The organism is Cupriavidus mimosae (assembly GCF_023952485.1).
Lineage (GTDB): Bacteria > Pseudomonadota > Gammaproteobacteria > Burkholderiales > Burkholderiaceae > Cupriavidus > Cupriavidus taiwanensis_C.
The window spans coordinates 164,982-183,207 of the sequence record NZ_JALHRY010000004.1; the positions used below are offsets into that span (position 1 = coordinate 164,982).

Annotated in this window: 16 protein-coding genes; 8 read left to right on the forward strand and 8 right to left on the reverse strand. The window is 68.1% G+C overall.

The genetic code is table 11. The features are described 5' to 3' along the window. Window positions 1-47 precede the first annotated feature (47 nt). The gene (locus tag MKD50_RS09400; RefSeq protein ID WP_252666965.1) at window positions 48-1,820 is read right to left on the reverse strand and encodes a dipeptidase; all 1,773 of its coding nucleotides are present in this window, start codon (window positions 1,818-1,820) and stop codon (window positions 48-50) included. 254 nt (window positions 1,821-2,074) lie between these two features. On the opposite strand from MKD50_RS09400, the gene MKD50_RS09405 reads away from it, so the two are divergent. The 3 genes from MKD50_RS09405 (at window position 2,075) to MKD50_RS09415 (ending at window position 5,016) form a co-directional block, all read left to right on the forward strand. Next, a complete protein-coding gene (locus tag MKD50_RS09405; RefSeq protein WP_115713451.1) occupies window positions 2,075-2,806 on the forward strand; it encodes a glutathione peroxidase in 732 nt (243 codons plus the stop codon). A gap of 158 nt (window positions 2,807-2,964) precedes the next feature. Continuing rightward, window positions 2,965-4,356, forward strand: a complete 1,392-nt coding sequence (locus MKD50_RS09410; protein WP_252666966.1) for a dihydrolipoyl dehydrogenase — start codon at window positions 2,965-2,967, stop codon at window positions 4,354-4,356. Between the two features lie 111 nt (window positions 4,357-4,467). Then, on the forward strand, window positions 4,468-5,016 hold the full coding sequence (locus MKD50_RS09415; RefSeq protein ID WP_240072012.1) for a TetR/AcrR family transcriptional regulator: 549 nt from the start codon (window positions 4,468-4,470) through the stop codon (window positions 5,014-5,016). Between the two features lie 15 nt (window positions 5,017-5,031). Here the strand turns inward: MKD50_RS09415 and MKD50_RS09420 are convergent, their stop codons facing one another. Further along, complete coding sequence (locus MKD50_RS09420; protein WP_240072013.1) at window positions 5,032-5,370, reverse strand: BrnA antitoxin family protein; 339 nt, start codon at window positions 5,368-5,370, stop codon at window positions 5,032-5,034. After that, window positions 5,354-5,623: a BrnT family toxin gene (locus MKD50_RS09425; RefSeq protein WP_240072014.1), complete on the reverse strand. Its 270-nt coding sequence runs from the start codon at window positions 5,621-5,623 to the stop codon at window positions 5,354-5,356. The genes MKD50_RS09420 and MKD50_RS09425 overlap by 17 nt, the downstream gene beginning before the upstream one ends. Window positions 5,624-5,879: 256 nt before the next feature. Between MKD50_RS09425 and MKD50_RS09430 the strand changes: the two genes are divergently transcribed. Beyond that, the gene (locus tag MKD50_RS09430) at window positions 5,880-8,093 is read left to right on the forward strand and encodes a TonB-dependent siderophore receptor (protein ID WP_252666967.1); all 2,214 of its coding nucleotides are present in this window, start codon (window positions 5,880-5,882) and stop codon (window positions 8,091-8,093) included. A 157-nt stretch (window positions 8,094-8,250) separates the two neighbouring features. Here the strand turns inward: MKD50_RS09430 and MKD50_RS09435 are convergent, their stop codons facing one another. Beyond that, window positions 8,251-8,925 (reverse strand): SOS response-associated peptidase, encoded by a 675-nt coding sequence (locus MKD50_RS09435; RefSeq protein ID WP_115700212.1) that lies wholly within the window; start codon window positions 8,923-8,925, stop codon window positions 8,251-8,253. Between the two features lie 233 nt (window positions 8,926-9,158). On the opposite strand from MKD50_RS09435, the gene MKD50_RS09440 reads away from it, so the two are divergent. Beyond that, entirely contained in the window at window positions 9,159-10,823 is a 1,665-nt protein-coding gene (locus MKD50_RS09440; RefSeq protein ID WP_252666968.1) for an AMP-binding protein, read from the forward strand. Between the two features lie 179 nt (window positions 10,824-11,002). Then, window positions 11,003-11,734: a BON domain-containing protein gene (locus MKD50_RS09445; protein WP_115700214.1), complete on the forward strand. Its 732-nt coding sequence runs from the start codon at window positions 11,003-11,005 to the stop codon at window positions 11,732-11,734. A gap of 17 nt (window positions 11,735-11,751) precedes the next feature. Here MKD50_RS09445 and MKD50_RS09450 read toward each other — a convergent pair whose 3' ends face one another. Continuing rightward, window positions 11,752-12,855, reverse strand: a complete 1,104-nt coding sequence (locus MKD50_RS09450) for a GlxA family transcriptional regulator (RefSeq protein ID WP_252666969.1) — start codon at window positions 12,853-12,855, stop codon at window positions 11,752-11,754. A 183-nt stretch (window positions 12,856-13,038) separates the two neighbouring features. On the opposite strand from MKD50_RS09450, the gene MKD50_RS09455 reads away from it, so the two are divergent. Then, on the forward strand, window positions 13,039-14,298 hold the full coding sequence (locus tag MKD50_RS09455; RefSeq protein WP_115700216.1) for a M20/M25/M40 family metallo-hydrolase: 1,260 nt from the start codon (window positions 13,039-13,041) through the stop codon (window positions 14,296-14,298). A gap of 125 nt (window positions 14,299-14,423) precedes the next feature. Next, the gene (locus MKD50_RS09460; RefSeq protein WP_115700217.1) at window positions 14,424-14,687 is read left to right on the forward strand and encodes a hypothetical protein; all 264 of its coding nucleotides are present in this window, start codon (window positions 14,424-14,426) and stop codon (window positions 14,685-14,687) included. A 26-nt stretch (window positions 14,688-14,713) separates the two neighbouring features. Here the strand turns inward: MKD50_RS09460 and MKD50_RS09465 are convergent, their stop codons facing one another. The 3 genes from MKD50_RS09465 to MKD50_RS09475 form a co-directional block, all read right to left on the reverse strand. Beyond that, entirely contained in the window at window positions 14,714-16,291 is a 1,578-nt protein-coding gene (locus MKD50_RS09465) for a phospholipase D family protein (RefSeq protein ID WP_252666970.1), read from the reverse strand. Window positions 16,292-16,432: 141 nt separating this feature from the next. Then, window positions 16,433-17,005 carry a superoxide dismutase family protein gene (locus tag MKD50_RS09470; RefSeq protein ID WP_240072019.1) on the reverse strand — a complete coding sequence of 191 codons (573 nt, stop codon included), beginning with the start codon at window positions 17,003-17,005 and terminating at the stop codon, window positions 16,433-16,435. A gap of 154 nt (window positions 17,006-17,159) precedes the next feature. Continuing rightward, complete coding sequence (locus MKD50_RS09475; protein WP_252666971.1) at window positions 17,160-18,095, reverse strand: LysR family transcriptional regulator; 936 nt, start codon at window positions 18,093-18,095, stop codon at window positions 17,160-17,162. Between the last annotated feature and the right edge of the window lie 131 nt (window positions 18,096-18,226).

An 18,226-nucleotide genomic window follows, 5' to 3' on the forward strand; every position in this document is an offset into this window, starting at 1 on the left:
TTGCCCCTCTCCCGCGCGCGGGACAGGGGCAAAAACGAAAGGCCGGCTTACTGCATCTTGTCCAGGTTGCCGATCCGCACCAGCATCTCGGTGAACATCTGCATATCGAGATTGAGGTCGGCCACTTCCTTGTACTCGCGCGCGTTGTGCGCGGTGTACTTCTTGCCCGGCATGGCCGGCCCGAAGTTGATGGCGTTGGGCATCAGCTTGGCGGTGGTGCTGCCGGCGGTGGAGACCGGCTTGGCTTCGAGCCCGGTGGTGTCGCCAAAGATGTTAAGCAGCGTGGACAACCACGCGCCCTTCGGATCGCGCGCCATCCAGTTGCCCTGGTCGTACTTGATCTCGACCGGCCCATGGGTGGCGGCCCAGCCGAAAATGCGCTTGGTGATCTTGCCGCCCAGCTCGTCCGGCGTGCGCCCGCGCGGCATGCGCACGTTGGTGACCACATCGACGTACTCGCCGCGCTCGCGCACCAGCGTGGGCGACATGGTGAGCGGGCCCATGAACGGATCGCGGTAGGCCACGTCCATGCGGTTGCCCAGGTAGTCCAGGCCGTACAGGTCGTTCAGGTAGCGGACCGCGTTCAGGTAGTGGTTTTCGGCAAAGCGCACGCCGCTGGCCTGCAGGAACAGCGCCAGCCGCGGCAGCGGGTTCACGCCTTCTTCGGGCCGCGAGCCGTGCGCCGAGGCGCCGGTGACCTTGACCTCGACATCGTTGCCGGCGCGCTTGACCTCGATCGAGAACTTGCCGCGCGGCGTGTAGCGGCGCACGAACTCGGCGCGCGCCTGTTCGAGCGCTGCGGCCACCGCGGCGGGATCGCCGCCGGCGATGCGCGCGGTGGCGGTTTCGGGAATGGCGTTGGCCGAGGCCGCGCCGCGCATCGCGACGATCGCCGGGCCCTTGCTGTCGGCCTGGCTGGGCGCGCGCTTGTCGTCGGCCGCCTTGATGCCGAACGAGACGGTCAGCGTGCCCGCGCCTTTCTCGGCCACTACGGCCGGATACTTGCTGTCGAGCACGACGTTGTACTCGGGCAGCGTAGTGTGCTGGCGGTAGTACTTCATGCCGTCGCCACCGGTTTCCTCGGTGGTCTCGATCATCAGCCGGATGCTGCGCTCGAGCGGCACGCCGCTTTCCTTGACGCTCTTCATCGCGTACAGCACCGCCGCGATCGAGCCCTTGTCGTCGATGGTGCCGCGCCCGTACAGCAGGTCGCCGATGCGCGTCATGCGGAACGGGTCAAGCCTGGTGCCGTCGTCCAGCACCCATTCCTCGGCCACCGCCGGCACCACGTCGGCGTGGGTCAGGATGCCGAAGGTGTCCTTGCCGCCGCCGGGCAGGGTCACCTCGAACACGCGGTTATCGACATTGCGATAGGCCAGCCCGAACTCGCGCGCCATGCCTTCGATCATCCTGCCGAACTCGATGATGGCGGGATTCTCGTGCTGGGCGATCTTTTCCTCGCGCACGGTGCGCAGCGCCACCATCTTGCCGAGCACGTCGATGGCCGCGGCCTCGTTGCGCAGCCGGTTGTAGACCCCTAGCAGCCGGGCGACATTGACCAGGTTGTCGCCCGACAGCGGCGCCTTCGACTGCCACGCCGCCACCGCGAGCGCGACCGTCGGCTCGGCCTTGGCCGCCGCCGCCATGAAGGCCGGCAGGTCGGCCTGGGCCGCCTTGGCCGCAGCCTGGCTGTTGCCGGCCAGTGCTTCCAGCGCCGGCTTCTTCAGCGTCTGGGCGTGCGCGGGAAGGGCCAGCGCAAGCGACAGCGCGAGCAGGGATGCCCACCGATGGCGGTACGGCAGGCGGCAAGGTCGGGTCATTGCGAAGAAGGGAATCGGAGGAGATGCCGCATGATAGGGCACTCCCCGGGGTTTTCCCGAAAAAATATGCTTTTTCGTCCGCGCGCGCCGGACGGCTTCCGACCGATAGGCGGCACCTATGAGTCAATCATAGTCTTTGGCAATCATCGCTGTTGATACGATGAATTGTACAAATCACATCCCGGTCTCCAGAATAGGGCCTTCGCTGCAACCCGCAGCCGAAACCAACCCGATCCAGAACCAGGAGTGAACTGATGCTGCAATCCCGCGAAGGCCAACGCGTTCCCAATGTCGCTTTCCGTGTGCGTGAAGACAACGAGTGGAAGACCGTCACCACCGGCGAGCTGTTCGACGGCAAGACCGTGGTGGTGTTCTCGCTGCCGGGCGCCTTCACCCCGACCTGTTCCTCGACCCACCTGCCGCGCTACAACGAACTGGCCCCCGTCTTCGCCAGGCATGGTGTCGACGACATCCTGTGCGTGTCGGTGAACGACACCTTCGTGATGAACGAATGGGCCAAGGACCAGGAGTCCGCAAACATCACCATGATTCCCGACGGCAACGGTGAATTCACCGAAGGCATGGGCATGCTGGTGGACAAGGCCGACCTGGGCTTCGGCAAGCGCAGCTGGCGCTATGCGATGCTGGTCAAGGACGGCGTGGTGCAGAAGATGTTCATCGAGCCGGAGGAGCCGGGCGACCCGTTCAAGGTGTCCGATGCCGACACCATGCTGGCCCACATCGCCCCCGGCGCGCGCAAGCCTGACCAGGTGGTGGTGTTCTCCAAGGTCGGGTGCTCGTTCTGCGCCAAGGCCAAGCAGCTGCTCGACGACAACGGTTTCGACTACATCGACGTGCCGCTCGACAACAAGGTGCGCGGCAAGGTGCTGGGCGCCGTGTCGGGCGAGATGACCGCGCCGCAGGTCTTTATCAACGGCAAGCTGATCGGCGGCGCCGAAGCGCTGCAGCAGTACCTGGCCGCCTGAGCTGCAATCAGCTGATTCCCATTCTTGCCAACGAGCCACGGGGCCGGCAGTCGCCGGACCCGATGGCGCCGCCTTGCCCGCGAATCCGCGCCTGGCGGCGCCATCCAGCCCGCTGATTGACCCAGCCTGACGCTTCAGAACACAAAGGAACCACCGCCATGACCACCATCCAGACCGACGTCGCCGTGATCGGCGCAGGCACCGCCGGCCTTGCCGCCTACCGCGCCGCGATTGCGGCCGGCAAGCGCGCCGTGATCATCGAAGGCGGCCCCTACGGCACCACCTGTGCCCGCGTGGGCTGCATGCCCTCCAAGCTGCTGATCTCCGCCGCCGAGGCCGCGCATGAACTGCGCCACACCGCGCCGTTCGGCGTGCATGTCGACGGCCAGATCCGCATCGATGGCCGCGAGGTGATGGCGCGCGTGCGCAGCGAGCGCGATCGCTTTGTCGGCTTCGTGGTGCGCGGCGTGGAGAACATCGCGCCGGCCGACCGCATTCGGGGCTATGCCCGCTTTATCGACACCACCACGCTGGAGGTGGATGGGCACACCACCGTGCGCGCCAGCCGCGTGGTCATCGCCACCGGTTCCACGCCGGTGCTGCCGGCGCCGTTCCAGGTGTTCGGCGACCGCCTGATCGTCAATGACGATGTGTTCTCGTGGCAGGACCTGCCTGCCAGCGTGGTGGTGTTCGGCCCCGGCGTGATCGGGCTGGAACTGGGCCAGGCGCTGTCGCGGCTGGGGGTGCGGGTGCGCGTGTTCGGCGTCAGCGGCTCGCTGGGGCCGCTGACCGACCCGGTGATCCGCGCCGACGCGGCGCGCAACTTCAACCAGGAGTTCTATCTCGATCCTGACGCGCAGGTGACCGACATGGGCCGCGACGGCGACCAGGTGCTGGTGACCTACCTCGACCGCGAAGGCCGCAGCGTGACCGAGCGCTTCGACTACGCGCTGGCAGCCACCGGACGCGCGCCCAATGTGCGCGGCCTGGCCCTGGAGAACACAGGGCTGGCGCTGGATGCGCGCGGCGTGCCGCTGTTCGACGCGCACACGCTCCAGTGCGGCAACGCACCGGTCTTTATCGCCGGCGATGCCAACAACATCCTGCCGCTGCTGCATGAGGCCGCGGACGAGGGCAAGGCCGCCGGCGAGAACGCCGCCAGCTATCCGCAGGTGAAGCCGCTGGCGCGCCGCGCGCCGATCGCGGTGGTGTTCACCGACCCGCAGATCGCGATGGTCGGTCAGCGCTATGCGGACCTGGCCGAGGGCAGCTTCGTCACCGGTGAGGTGAGCTTTGAAGACCAGGGCCGCAGCCGCGTCATGCTGAAGAACCGGGGGCTGATGCATGTCTATGCCGACCAGGCCACGGGCCGCTTCCTGGGCGCCGAATGGACCGGCCCGCGCGCCGAGAACATCGCCCACCTGCTGGCATGGTCGTACCAGCAGGGGCTGACCATCGCGCAGATGCTGACCATGCCGTTCTACCACCCGGTGGTGGAAGAGGGCCTGCGCACGGCGCTGCGCGATGCTGCCGCCCAGCTGGAAGGCTGATCGGGCGATTGCTAGACAGGTCTGTCTGTCATAGTATCGAAGCACAGGCCCGGGGCGGCGCTTAACGCAGCCCCGGGCGTTCTCCTGTTTTCGCTACTCCGCTTGCACCACATGGCTACGCCTTCCGCCCGCGACCGCATTCTCGACACCGCAGCCCGCCTGTTCTACCAGGAGGGCTACCGCGCCACCGGCATCGACCGGATCATTGCCGAATCCGGCGTCGCCAAGATGTCGCTCTACCGGCATTTCGCCTCCAAGAACGCGCTGATCGCGGCGTTCCTGGCGCGCCGGCATGACGAGTGGATGGCGTGGTTCCGGCAGGACGTGGAAGCCCGCCTTGCCGAGCGGCCCCGCCTTGACGTGATCGCCGACACGCTGGCCGGCTGGTTCGGCCGCGACTTCCGCGGCTGCGCTTTCATCAACGTGGTGGCCGAGGCCGGCGGCGACGCCGAGGCGCAGCAGCAGGCGGCGGCCCACAAGGCCGACCTCGAGGCGTTCGTCGCCGACCTCGCGGCGCGCCTCGGCCTGCGCGCGCCACAGGCGGTGGCGGCGGAGGCGATGCTGTGCATCGAGGGCATGATCGTGCGCTACCAGATGCAGCCGGACAGCGCGGTGATCGAGGCCGGCAGGCGGTTCCTTGGCCGCTTGCAGGGCAACTGACGGGATCGTCCGGCACTAGCGCCGGGGCAGCATCCGGCGTGCCGCCGCATAGTCGCGCAGGGCCTCATTCATCAGTGTTTGCCAGCCGCTGCCGGTTGCCTTGTAGGCGGCCAGCACGTCGGGATCGATGCGCAGCGTCTGATTGACCTTGCGCTCGCCGGCCGGTTTGGCAGGCCTGCCGCGACGTTTAGCCAGTGCATCGGCTTTATCGTTGCCGAGCAGTTCCCGTGCCGGGCGCAACTTCCCGAACTGCTCTGTCGGCACGGACGTCGCATCGGGGTCTTGCGCAATCCCTTGCGAGATGGCGGCGTCTTCTTCCGAGGTGGGGCGGATGAGGTCAGGTTTCCTGTTCATAGTCTCGCAGCTCTCTTGAATTGGCTTTACGCAGGCTGATTGCCCTGAGTGTGTCGCCACGCATCGTGAATACCAGGCAATACAGGCGCGTACCAATCGGTCCATAGGCGATGTAACGGGCTTCGCCGTACGGCTTGCGGTCATCGATTTTCAGGAGGGCGTTATCGAAGTCAGTCAACCCTGCAGCGGCCAGTGACAACCCGTGATGACGTTGGTTGATGGCGTCCTTTGCCAAGTCAAACTCGATTTCCATTCGGATTTACTGTAGCAGCAGAAAATAAGGCGAGCAATATTTTTATGCTACAGCGTAAAAATGCGAGGCTGACCTCGTACAAAGCGGAAAATCGGTCACCCCGGACAAAGAATTCCACGAAAAGTGCGGATCATATGTCTCGTGTCTGACACATTCAGCTACAATTCTGTGTAATCACGAATCATTCCTATTCGTAATCAGAATTTTCCACTTGTGATGCCGCTTGGCGGCACCGCCACAATTTGACCCCTGAGTGATGTCTCTGCACCCGAACCGTCGGGCGAAGCCGCGCTTTGCCCGCTCCGCGCTTGTCACCCCTTGCCGTCTTTCCCTGACCACCCTCGTGCTGAGCCTGCAGGCCGGCGGCGTGTTTGCGCAGTCCGTCGAACGCCCTGTGCCTGCCGCGCCGGCGGCCGCAGCCGCGGCGGAACTGCCGGCGGTCACGGTGCGCGCCAGCAGCGACGATGAAACCGCCACCGGCCCGGTCCATGGCTTTGTGGCGAAACGCAGCGCCACCGCCACCAAGACCGACACGCCGGTGATGGAGACGCCCCAGTCGATCACTGTCATCACGCGCGACCGCATGGAGGCGCAGGGCGCGCAGACCGTGCAGCAGGCCATCGGCTATAGCGCCGGTGTCTACGCCGGTCCGTTCGGCAATGACGCGCGCGGCGACTGGGGCAAGTTTCGCGGCACGGACTTCACGCAGTATCTCGACGGCTTGCTGAACCAGGTCGGCTACTACAACAACGTGCGGCCCGACGTGTACGCGCTGGAGCGCATCGATGTGCTGCGCGGCCCGTCGTCGATGCTGTTCGGGCAGGGCGCGGTCGGCGGCATCCTCAACCTGGTCAGCAAGCGTCCGCAGGCGGAAGCGGCGCGCGAGATCGGGGTGCAGTTCGGCAACTACAACCGCAAGCAGGTGCAGGCGGACGTGACCGGCCCGCTCGATGCGGACGGCAAGTGGCTGTACCGACTGGTGGCGCTGGCGCGCGACAGCGACACGCAGGTCGACTACGTGCAGGACAACCGCTATCTGATCGCGCCGTCGCTGACCTGGCGGCCGACCCAGGACACCTCGCTGACGCTGCTGGCCAACTTCCAGCGCGACGTGAGCGGGACTTCGGTCGGTTTCTTCCCGTGGCGCGGCACGCTGTACCCGAACCCGGGCGGCCAGATTCCCGACCACCTGTTCATCAGCGAACCCGGCTTTGACCGCTACACCGCGGAGCAGCAGTCGGTCGGCTACGAGTTCCAGCACAAGTTCAATGACACCGTGACTGTGCGGCAGAACCTGCGCTACTCGCACAGTTCGGTGGACTACCGCAGCATCTATGCCGCCGGCTTCAACGGTGCCGGCCATGGCTGGGTGCCGGGTAGCAATTCACTGCTGCGCCGCACGGTGTACGTCAACCAGCCGACGCTGAACTCGTTTGCGGTCGATACCCAGGCGCAGACCAACTTCCGCACCGGCCCGATCCAGCACACGCTGCTGACGGGCGTTGACTACCAGCATGCTGAAATCACCGGGAACACCGGCGTGGGCGGCTCCGCCGCGCCGCTCGATGTGTTCAACCCCGTCTACGGCAATTTCACGCCGCCGGGCACGCGCTCCCTGAGCCCTGCCACGCAAGCGCAAACCGGCCTGTACGTGCAGGACCAGCTGGCCTGGAACAAGTGGCTGCTGATGCTGGGGCTGCGCTATGACTGGTCGCGCGCCGCGCAGGACAACACGCCGTCGGCCAGCCGCGACGACAGCGAACTGACCAAGCGCGCCGGCCTGATGTACCGCTCGGATATCGGCCTGAACCCGTACGTCAGCTACTCCGAGTCGTTCCAGGGGCTGGCCGGCTTCAACAAGGCTAACCAGGCGTTCAAGCCGCTGCGCGGCTCGCAGTGGGAGGCGGGCATCAAGTACCAGCCGCCGGGCAAGAACGCCACGCTGACCATCGCCGCATTCGACATGCGCGAGAAGAACCGCAAGACCGCCGGCGTGGTCAACGGCATTCCGGATTCGGTGCAGGTGGGCGAAGCGCGCACGCGCGGCATCGAGGTGGAGGCATTGGCTTCACTGACGAACCGGCTCGACCTGATCGCCACCTACACCTACCTGGATGCGCGCGTGATCGACGGCACCCCGGCCGAGGTCGGCAAGAAGCTGGCCAGCACGCCGTCGAACATGGTCTCGTTGTGGGCCAACTATCGCTTCAAGCTGTTCGGGATCCCGGGCTTCGTGGCGGGCGGCGGCTTGCGCTACGTCGGGCCCAGCTATGACGGCAACGACCAGAACCGCGTTGGCGGCGTGACGCTGTACGACGCCATGATCGCCTATGACCACGGCCCGCTGCGGGTCGCGCTGAACGCCAACAACCTGTTCGACAAGCAGTTCCTGACCACCTGCCTCGCGCGCGGCGACTGCTACTTCGGCGCGCGCCGCACGGTGGTGGGCACCGTCACCTATCGCTTCTGAGCGTGATCGCCGCAAAGAATCGGGCCCCCGGCCGGGGTGGTCGGGGGCCCGATCAGCAATCAGACGCCCGTCGGCGTCCAGCAACGAGTGTAGTCGGGAAAAGCGCCATGGCAAGGGCAGCGGCGGATCGAGCCTTGCCGCCGCCGCGCCGGTCACGCTAATCCGCGTCGGGAATGGGCGCTCCCTGCACTTTGGGCGCTGGCTCGGCCTGCAGGGCATCGGCCGGCAACAGCTTCAGGAAGGTTCGTGCGATCTCGGGGTCCCGGCACGCCAGCCAGTCGTCCCACTGTGCGCGCGGCACGATGACCACGGCGCGCTTCTCGTCGCCCGGCTTGTGGAAGCGCTGCAGCAGCGGGTGCTGCGCGGAGTTGACAGTCAGCATGGTGAAGGACAGCGCCTGGTCAGGCCAGCCGCGCCACAGCCCGGCAATGCCGAAGGCCGGCTCGCCGGGCAGCCAGACGCGCCAGCGCACCGGCTTGCCCGGCGCGGCACCGTCCGCCACATTTTCGGGGTACGCAAACTCGTAGAACGCCGTGGCCGGTATCAGGCAGAGCTGGCCCTGGCGCCAGTAGCGCGCAAAGGCGGGTCGCTCGCCCACGGTCTCGCTGCGGGCATTGGTGGTGTCGTAACGCCGTGCGCCCGGTGGAATGCGCGAGCGCGGCACCATGCCGAACGAGGCCAGGCCGGCGCTGCGTGCCCCGCCGTCATCGGCGCGCACGATCGGCGCCGCATAGTCGGGGTAGGTCTCGGACTTGTACACGCCCGCGGGTGGCTCCACGCCGAAGATTTCGCGCAGGATGCGGCGCTGGACCGGGGCATAGTTGGTGCACATGCGCTGTCTCCCGTAGGTGATGCCCGTATCGTGTGGGGCCGGCGGCGCCGCGTCAAGCGCGCTTCGGCGCCCCGTTGATGCGCATGGCAGGGATGGCAAAAACCGTCAGCCGCGCTGGCGGAATCGGTTATTGCCGGATCGGCGCGCCGTGGCGCACACTCTTGCGGCAGCCGTGGCGCGGCCAACGCGCACGGCCACCGACTACAAGGCACAAGCCGGATCCAGGAGACCCAATGCGCGACTACGCCCAAGCTTTCGACGGATTTTCCTATGACGACGCCGTGGCCCGGCAACTGCACGGCAGCCTGGCGGCGATGAACGCCTGCGTCGAATGCTGCGACCGGCACGCACAGCCCGGCCGCATTGCGCTGAACTGGGAAGGGCGCAACGGCGACGCGCGCAGCTGGACCTTCGCCGAGTTGCAGGCGCTGTCGGCACAGTTCGCGGGCTTCCTGAAGGCACAGGGCGTGCAGCCGGGCGACCGCGTCGCGGGCCTGCTGCCGCGCAACGCCGAACTGCTGGTGACAATCCTCGGCACGTGGCGCGCCGGGGCCGTGTACCAGCCGCTGTTTACCGCCTTCGGGCCCAAGGCCATCGAGCACCGGCTCAATGCGTCGGGGGCAAAGGTGGTGGTCACCGATACGGCCAACCGGCCCAAGCTGGACGAGGTAGCCGGCTGTCCCGCCATCGTCACGGCGGCCGGCACCCAAGGGAGCGCGGAGCAACGCGCTCCGAACGCGGGCGACTTCAGCTTCTGGGCCGAGCTGGCACGCCAGCCGGCATCGTTCGCGCCGGTGATGCGGCGCGGCGACGACCCTTTCCTGATGATGTTCACCTCCGGCACCACCGGCCCGGCCAAGCCGCTGCTGGTGCCGCTCAAGGCCATTGCGGCGTTTGCCGGCTATATGCGCGATGCGGTCGACCTGCGCGACGACGACGCGTTCTGGAACCTGGCCGATCCGGGCTGGGCCTACGGCCTGTACTACGCCGTCACCGGGCCGCTGTCGCTGGGCCATGCCACCACGTTCTACGACGGCCCGTTCACGGTCGACAGCACCTGCCGCGTGATCCGCAAATACGGCATCACCAACCTCGCCGGCTCGCCCACCGCCTATCGCATGCTGATTGCGGCGGGCGAGGCCGTATCCGGCCCGCTGCGCGGGCAGTTGCGCGCCGTCAGCAGCGCCGGCGAGCCGCTCAACCCGGAAGTGATCCGCTGGTTCGCCAGCGAACTGGGCGTCACCATCCATGACCACTATGGCCAGACCGAGCTGGGCATGGTGCTTTGCAACCACCACGCCCTGGCCCACCCGGTGCGCATGGGCGCGGCCGGCTTTGCCAGCCCCGGGCACCGCGTGGTGGTGGTCGACGACGCGCTGCGCGAACTGCCGGCCGGCCAGCCGGGCACGCTGGCGCTGGACCTGAAGCGCTCGCCGATGTGCTGGTTCGGCGGCTACCACGGTACGCCCACCAGCGCCTTTGCCGGCGACTACTACCTGACCGGCGATTCCGCGGAGCTCAACGACGACGGCAGCATCAGCTTTATCGGCCGCGCCGACGACGTCATCACCACCTCCGGCTACCGGGTCGGGCCGTTCGACGTGGAAAGCGCGCTGATCGAGCACCCGGCGGTGGTCGAGGCGGCGGTGATCGGCAAGCCCGACCCCGAGCGCACCGAGCTGATCAAGGCCTTCGTGGTGCTGGACCCGCACCACCAGGGCTCGTCAGAACTGGCCGAGACGCTGCGCCTGCACGTGCGCAAGCGCCTCGCCGCCCATGCCTACCCGCGCGAGATCGAGTTCGTCGCCGAACTGCCCAAGACCCCCAGCGGCAAGGTCCAGCGCTTTATCCTGCGCAACCAGGAAGTCGCCCGCGCGCGCGAGGCGGCGGGCGCCTGAGCCCCTGCCGGCACGGATGGGGCGGACGGTGGCGGTCGGGCCGGCGGCGGACCGCTTCCTATAATGAGGAAGCGGTTGCCGGGGTCCCGGGGGTGAAGGAGGCCGCGGCGCCGCTCCCGCGCGCCTGCAGGCAGGGGCGCGCATCCCTCTATCTCCAGACCAACCGGCGAGGCGACAACATGCAGAGTAGCGAAGCGGTGCTGACGCAGGCGCGCGCAGCCCTGGCCCATGTGCCCTATCAGGGCCATGTCCTCCATCCCACCATCCAGCTGCGGCTCTCGGACGGGGCGCTGATCCTCGAGGGCGAAGTGGCCGATATCGTTGACAAGACCCGGGCCGCGGCGACGCTGCGGCGCGTGGACGGCGTCACCAGCGTGGTCGACCACCTGCGCGTGACCGACGGCGGCGCCCCGGTCGGCGACGGCGAACTGCGCGACGCGGTGTGCGAGCGCCTGCTCAATGCCGTCGAATTCCACAATTGCAAGATTTGTGCGCGCGTCAAGGGCAAGCCAGAGGCCATGCGCGAACCGGTCAATGAACGCAACGGCTGGATCGAAGTCGCGGTGCAGGACGGCGTGGTGACGCTGTGGGGGCAGGTGATCAGCCTGTCGCACATGCGCCTGGCCGGCGTGCTGGCATGGTGGTCGCGCGGCTGCCGCTGCGTGGTCAATGAACTGGTGGTGGCCCCCGCCGAGACCGACCGCGACGATGAGATCACCGAGGCGCTGATGCTGGTGCTGGAGACCGATCCCTTCGTCGATGCGGCCCAGGTCAGCGCGCATACCCAGGACCGCGTGGTCACGCTCGAGGGCTGCGTCAACAACGAGCGCACGCGCCGCCAGGCCGAGCGCGATGCGTGGTACGTGCAGGGCGTGGAGGACGTGGTCAACCACATCTCGCTGCGCCCCTGAGCGCGGGCGCGGACCGGCTATCGGTGCGCGCCGTGCTGCGCGGCGCGCTTTGCGGCGGTATCTTCCATGCGCCAGTAGCGCCGCCGCGCCCGCAGCGCAAAGCGGGCGCGGTAGTCCGACATCGACATGCCGGTGGCGCGCTGGAACAGCCGGCGGAACGCCGCGGCGTCGCTGTAGCCGCATGCCTCGGCAATGGCATGGGTGCCGTGCAGCGTGACTTCCAGCAGCATGCGGGCACGCTCCACACGCAGCGTGTGCAGGTAATCCAGCGGCGTCATGCCGGTGACCTGGCCGAAATGCCGCAGCAGGGTGCGTTCGCTGACCGCCGCCGCCTGCGCCACCGCAGCCAGCCGGTAGGGCTCCGACACATGGTCGCGCAGCCATTGGATGGCGCGGTAGACCGGGCTGTCGGCGGTGCGGCCGAGCCAGCGTTGCGACACCAGCGCCGGCACGCTGCGCTGGCGTTCGGGCTGGAACAGCATCAGCCGCGACGCCGCCTGCGCCAGGTCAGGGTCGTGCAGATGGCCCAGCACGCGCAGCATGAATTCCACCTGCAGCGCGGGCGCCACGCAGGAAAACACCTGCCCGTGCACGCTCATGGCCGCATCGCTGGTCAGATCGCAAAGCGGGTACTGGCGCGCCATCCAGCTCTGGAACATCCACGGCGCGCCCACGCTGGCGCCATCCAGCAGGCCGAGCTGAAGCGGCAGTACCATTCCCGATGCGCACGCGGCGATCCAGCCGCCGCCGCGCGCATGGCGCTCCACCAGGCGCAGCGCCGCGGCATCGCGCGGCACCAGTTCGCCCAGCTGCGGCGCATTGCTGGCCAACAGCGCGGGAATGACCAGCAGCGTGCGGCTGCCCGGCACGCGTGCGCGCCGCGTCGATGATACCAATCCCGGTAGCTCGGTGGCCAGTGTGCGCCCGTTGGCGCGGCACAGTTGCCAGCTCAGCGTCGGCGCGGCACCGGGGCGCTGCAGGCTGGCCACGCCGGCCACCGTGCGCAGCACGTCGAGCGTGGTGAACAGGCTGCCGGGCATGGCTTGCGGCAGCCACAGCAGGCGCACATGCAGCGGGACGTTCTGTGATGATGGCGCGATGGCGGCGGTGGGGGCTGGCATGCCTTGAACCGTTCGAATGGTTGAAGATCGGTCGGATGCCGAAACGCCGTGGCGGGATCGGCATCCGGATTGGCGATATTGAACCTCCCCATAGTGGCTGGCAAGGACTAGCATCGTGCCGTTGTGCCGCGGCGAACGGCCATGATCGCGGCACTGCCAACAACACCACACCGAGGAGATTCCATGCCGTTTTCCGTTCGCCACGTTGCCATTGCCGCTGCCCTGACGCTTGCCGGGGCCGGCACGCCGGCCATTGCCGCGCAGCCCGATGCCGCGCTGCTGTCCGCGGCGCAGGCCGCGCAGCCCAGGGTCGTGCAGTCGCTCAAGGAGATGGTGTCGATCGAATCCGGCAGCGCCAATGCCAAGGGGCTGGCGCAGATGGCCAGCTATACCGGGAAGCGCCTGCAGGCGCTCGGCGCAAAGGTCGAGCGGCTGCCCGTGACCAAGGGCCCGGGCACCATGGTCAAGGCCACCTTGACCGGCACCGGCAAGCGCCGCGTCATGCTGATTGCCCACCTCGACACCGTCTATCCCGACAACACGCTCGCCACGCAGCCGATCCGCGAGGAAGGCAACCGGCTCTATGGCCCGGGCATCGCAGACGACAAGGGCGGCATCGCCGTGATCCTGCATTCGCTCGAAATCCTGAAGCAGCAGGGCTGGCGCGACTACGCGCAGATCACGGTGCTGTTCAACCCGGACGAGGAGGTCGGCTCGGTCGGTTCGGCCGAAACCATCGCCACGCTGGCCGCGCAGCATGACGTGGTGCTTTCGTGCGAGCCCACCGCGGCCAAGGATGTGGTCAAGGCCGAGGCGCTGCTGCTGGGCGCCTCCGGCACCGCCACCGCCACCATGCAGGTCAAGGGCCGCGCCTCCCACGCCGGCGCGGCGCCCGAGCGCGGCCGCAATGCGCTGATCGAGCTGGCCCACCAGCTGCAGCAGACGCGCGACGCGGCCAGCCTGGTGCCGGGCTCGCAGCTGAACTGGACCCAGGCCCAGGCCGGCACGGTGCGCAACCAGATTCCGGAAAGCGCCGTGGCCTACGGCGACGTGCGCACCACGGCCGCCGGTGCCGCCGAGAAGCTGAAGGTGGCGCTGCAGGACAAGGTCAAGACCAGCCAGCTGGTGCCCGACACGCACACCACGGTGACGATGGAAGAGGGCCGCCCGCCGTTCGTGGCCGATGCGCGCGGCCGCGCGCTGGCCAAGCGTGCGCAGGAAATCTATGCCGAGCTGGACGGCCGCACGCTGGCGCTGGCCGAAGGCACCGGCGGCGCCACCGACGCCAGCTACGCGGCCCGCTCAGGCAAGCCCGCGGTGGTGGAAAGCTTCGGCCTGGCAGGCTTCGGCTACCACGCGCGCGACGAATACATCGAACTGGATTCGATCGTGCCGCGCCTGTACCTGATGACGCGGATTCTGCAGGATATCGGCCGCAACTGAGCCGCCGTTACCGAGCCCGCCCCCGGACTTTCCCCCATCCCGGCAAAGGTCAGCATCAGGCCTGCTACAGTGTCATGGCCGCCATGCAGGCGGCCATGACAAAAGAGCTTCCGGGGAGACAGCAGATGAATCGCAAAGGCCTGGTCGACGCCGCCATGGCGCTGGAGGACCTGGCGGCCGGCAACACGCCCGCGCCCGCCCAGGTGGCGGCGGGCGCCGCCGCACTGGAGAAGATCCATGCCGATTTCCCGGCCTGGCGCGACGTGGGCGATGCACTGTTCGGCCTGAAGGCGCTGGCCGGCGGCAGCGGCATGGGGCTGGACGAGAAGGGGCGCCACCGCGCCGGCCGGCTGGCCGATGTGGTACGCAGCCTGATCGACCAGATCTGAGCGCCCGGACCTGAGCGACCGCACCGCTACAGCATCGACTCGATCGGCAGGATCGACAGGAACCAGATACCAAGACGGCGCCACCAGCTGGTGTTCGGCTCGGTATCGTGGCGGATCACTTCATCGCCGCGCCGTTCCAGCCAGTACAGCTGGCCGGTCTCGTCCAGCCTGACCTCGTAGGCCGCTTGCGGGACCACGCTGGCGAAGGTGGATTCGATCCGGCCCGCCAGCGCGGGGCTGTCGATGATGAAACCAAGCTCGGTGTTGAGCATGGCCGAACGCGGATCGAAGTTGAACGAACCCACGAAGACCCGGCTGCCGTCGACCGCGAAGGTCTTGGCGTGCAAGCTGGAGCCCGAGCTGCCGAAGGGGCCGGCGCGCTCTTCCTTCTTGGGCGGCGCGGCCGCGCGCCGCAGTTCGTACAGGTCCACGCCGGCCTCGAGCAGGGCCTTGCGCCGCTTGGCATAGCCCGAATGCACGGCGGCCACGTCGGTGGCCTCCAGCGCATTGGTCAGCACGCGTACCGCGACGCCGCGCTTGGCCATGTCGGTGAAAAAAGAGGTGCCGCCGCTCGAGGGCACGAAGTAGGGCGAGATCAGGTCGAGCTCGCGCTGCGGCTCGCCCAGGATCTCGCGCAGCTGATGCGCCACCAGCGTGCGGCGCGAGGCTTCGCCCAGCGCCTTGGCGGGGTTGTCGCTGACCATGCGGGTGCTTGCCCACTGGAATTGCAGCGTGCCGTCCAGCATCCGCTGCACGTCGGGCAGTTCGCGCACCGCGGCCAGGTAGGCCGTCGCCGCCGGATTGCGCTCGACCTCGCGGGCGTGCCCGACCAGCGCCTGCAGCCGTTCCACGCTGACCGGCGGCAGCAGACGGTCCACCGGGTAGGCCGAGGCGCTGGACCAGTAGCGGTCGAAATCCTGCGCCATCTCGCCGGCCGCGGGGCCGACGGCAATCACGTCGAGGTCGGCGAACAGCACGTCGTCGGTGGCGCCAAAGTACTCGTCGCCGACATTGCGCCCGCCGATGATGGTGGCAACGCCGTCGGCGGTGAACGACTTGTTGTGCATGCGCCGGTTCAGGCGCCGGAAATCCGTCAGGAAATTCAGTGCCTTGGGGTGGCGGATCACGAACGGGTTGAAGAGGCGCACTTCGACCTGCGGGTGCGCGTCCATCGCGGCCAGCAGTTCGTCCATGCCGGCAATGCCGTTGTCATCGAGCAGCAGGCGCACGCGCACGCCGCGATCGGCGGCCTCGTGCAGGGCGTCGAGCAGCAGCGTGCCGGTCAGGTCATCGCGCCAGATGTAGTACTGCACGTCGAGCGTGCGCTGCGCGGTGCGCGCCAGTTGCACGCGCGCGGCAAAGGCGGCGTAGGCGTTCTGCAGCGGATGGATGCCGCTCAGCCCCGGGTGGCGCGCCACTTCGCCGGCCAGCGCCTGGCCCAGCCGCGTGGCCTGGGCTTCGGCCGGCGTCAGCGCAGAGGATTCGGTGCGGGGATTCAGCGGCGGCAGTGCGCAGCCGCCGAGCAGGGCGGCGCAGCACAGCATCAGCGAACCGGCGCCCAGGCGGCGGTGGGGGACGAATGCGGCGTCGGTCGGCAATGGCATTGGGCGTCGGGACGGCCCCGTTGCGGAGCCCTATGGTTGCGGCGATGGCGCCATGTTGCCATGCCGCGCCGCGGGCGTTGCGATTCGGGCAGCCCGGCGAGCCCGGACACATCTGGTCCAGGCCCGCTGACCGCAGGGCGCTCAGGACGCCGCCACCACGCCGCAGGCGATGCGGCCGCCGGCATTGCCGGTGGGCTGCGTCTTGTAGTCGTCCGGATCCTTGTGCACGACCACCGCGCGGCCGATCACGCTGTTGGCGCCGGTGCCTACCGACAGCGACGGCAGCAGCATGCTGACGCGCACGTTGCCGCTGGCATCGGCGGTGACGTTGTTCATGTCGCCGGCATGGTGGTCCGGCATGGTCACCTGCCCGTGGGGCTTGCCGGCCGGGTTGAAATGGCCGCCCGCGCTCATCGCGTCAGGCGCGGAGCAGTCGCCCTTCTCGTGGACGTGGAAGCCGTGGACCGAATTGGGCGGCAGCCCGGTGATCGCGGCGGTCATCATCACGCCACCGGGTTGCTGCTGGAAGGTGACGGTGCCCGCGGTATTGGAGCCGCTCTTGGGCTGCAGCGTGGCCGAAGCCCGGGCACCGCTGGTGGCGCCGGTGGCGGACGGCTGGGCCGCGGACGACGAAGGCATGCCGGAGCCGGCGCAACCGGCCAGTGCCAGGGTTGCGGCAATGCACGCCGCCATGGGGAGGAGCACTTGTTTCATCGGAATCCTGTTCTTGTCGTGATTTCGGAAGAAACAGTATAGGTCGGCGGCCGCTGAACGGATTTCCGGTTTTGTCCTACCTGCCGCCGGGCATACGCGCCGCTGGCGGATCGCGCCAGCGCAGGTTAGTCGCGCAGGCCGGCCACGCAAGCATTCAGGCCGCCACGGGCAGCGGCTGCTGTGCCGCACCAAAATGCGGATGGCGCGAGAACAGCTCCGCGGCCCAGTTCACGAACACCCGCACCTTGGCCGACAGGTGCCGGTTCTGCGGATACATCGCCGAGATCGGCAGTTCATCGGTCTGCCAGTCGGCCAGGATTTCCACCAGCCTGCCGCTGGCCACATAGGGCTCGGCCATCGCGCGCGAGACGCGGGCGATGCCGTGGCCTTCCAGCGCGCAGCCAAGGTAGACATCGGCGTCGTTGGTGGAAATGGCGGAGGGCAGCAGCACCTCGCTGCGCTCCATGCCGCGCGCCAGCGGCCAGGGCATCTCGCGGCCGGTGCGGTTGGACAGGAAATTGACCGCCTTGTGCTGCGCCAGCTCGGCCAGGTCATGCGGGGTGCCGGCGCGGTTCAGGTAGATCGGCGACGCGTAGAACGCCAGTTGCACGTGGCCGATGCGGCGGGCCACCATGGCTTCGTCCAGCGGCACGCCGACGCGCAGCACCACGTCGACGCCTTCCTGCAGCAGGTCGATCGGCTTGCCGTTGATGGTCAGTTCCAGCTTCAGGTCCGGATAGGCCTGGAAGAATTCATGCAGGTGCGGCACCAGCACCAGTTGCGCCAGCCCGGCGGTGGTGTCGACCGACAGCGTGCCGCGCGGTGAATTGTTCTGACGCGTCAGCGACTGCTCGGCCTCCTCGACATCGGCCAGGATGCGCACGCACCGTTCGTAGTACGCGGCGCCATCGTTGGTCACGCTGATGCGGCGCGTGGTCCGGTGCAGCAGCTTCACGCCGAGGTGGGTTTCCAGGTTCTGGATCAGGCGGGTCAGCGTGGCCTTGGGCAGGTCCATCGACTCGGCGGCACGCGCAAAGCTGCCGACGTCGACGACCCGGGTGAATGCCTGCATTGATACGAGACGGTCCATGATGAGGTTCCGACGATAGATCCGAACGGCGCGCCGCCCGCGCTCGTGGCGCACGCGGCCTGTCTTGTTGTTGTGATGGGGAGTCTGCCGGTTGCTGGTACGGGATGCGCGCTGGCTGGGCGCGCTGCCGG

Coding starts and splice junctions, on each gene's coding strand:
- MKD50_RS09455 (WP_115700216.1), top strand. CDS start 13,039: ATGCCGTTTTCCGTTCGCCACGTTGCCATTGCCGCTGCCCTGACGCTT.
- MKD50_RS09430 (WP_252666967.1), top strand. CDS start 5,880: ATGTCTCTGCACCCGAACCGTCGGGCGAAGCCGCGCTTTGCCCGCTCC.
- MKD50_RS09470 (WP_240072019.1), bottom strand. CDS start 17,005: ATGAAACAAGTGCTCCTCCCCATGGCGGCGTGCATTGCCGCAACCCTG.
- MKD50_RS09475 (WP_252666971.1), bottom strand. CDS start 18,095: ATGGACCGTCTCGTATCAATGCAGGCATTCACCCGGGTCGTCGACGTC.
- MKD50_RS09410 (WP_252666966.1), top strand. CDS start 2,965: ATGACCACCATCCAGACCGACGTCGCCGTGATCGGCGCAGGCACCGCC.
- MKD50_RS09435 (WP_115700212.1), bottom strand. CDS start 8,925: ATGTGCACCAACTATGCCCCGGTCCAGCGCCGCATCCTGCGCGAAATC.
- MKD50_RS09445 (WP_115700214.1), top strand. CDS start 11,003: ATGCAGAGTAGCGAAGCGGTGCTGACGCAGGCGCGCGCAGCCCTGGCC.
- MKD50_RS09450 (WP_252666969.1), bottom strand. CDS start 12,855: ATGCCAGCCCCCACCGCCGCCATCGCGCCATCATCACAGAACGTCCCG.
- MKD50_RS09415 (WP_240072012.1), top strand. CDS start 4,468: ATGGCTACGCCTTCCGCCCGCGACCGCATTCTCGACACCGCAGCCCGC.
- MKD50_RS09465 (WP_252666970.1), bottom strand. CDS start 16,291: ATGCCATTGCCGACCGACGCCGCATTCGTCCCCCACCGCCGCCTGGGC.
- MKD50_RS09420 (WP_240072013.1), bottom strand. CDS start 5,370: ATGAACAGGAAACCTGACCTCATCCGCCCCACCTCGGAAGAAGACGCC.
- MKD50_RS09440 (WP_252666968.1), top strand. CDS start 9,159: ATGCGCGACTACGCCCAAGCTTTCGACGGATTTTCCTATGACGACGCC.
- MKD50_RS09400 (WP_252666965.1), bottom strand. CDS start 1,820: ATGACCCGACCTTGCCGCCTGCCGTACCGCCATCGGTGGGCATCCCTG.
- MKD50_RS09460 (WP_115700217.1), top strand. CDS start 14,424: ATGAATCGCAAAGGCCTGGTCGACGCCGCCATGGCGCTGGAGGACCTG.
- MKD50_RS09405 (WP_115713451.1), top strand. CDS start 2,075: ATGCTGCAATCCCGCGAAGGCCAACGCGTTCCCAATGTCGCTTTCCGT.
- MKD50_RS09425 (WP_240072014.1), bottom strand. CDS start 5,623: ATGGAAATCGAGTTTGACTTGGCAAAGGACGCCATCAACCAACGTCAT.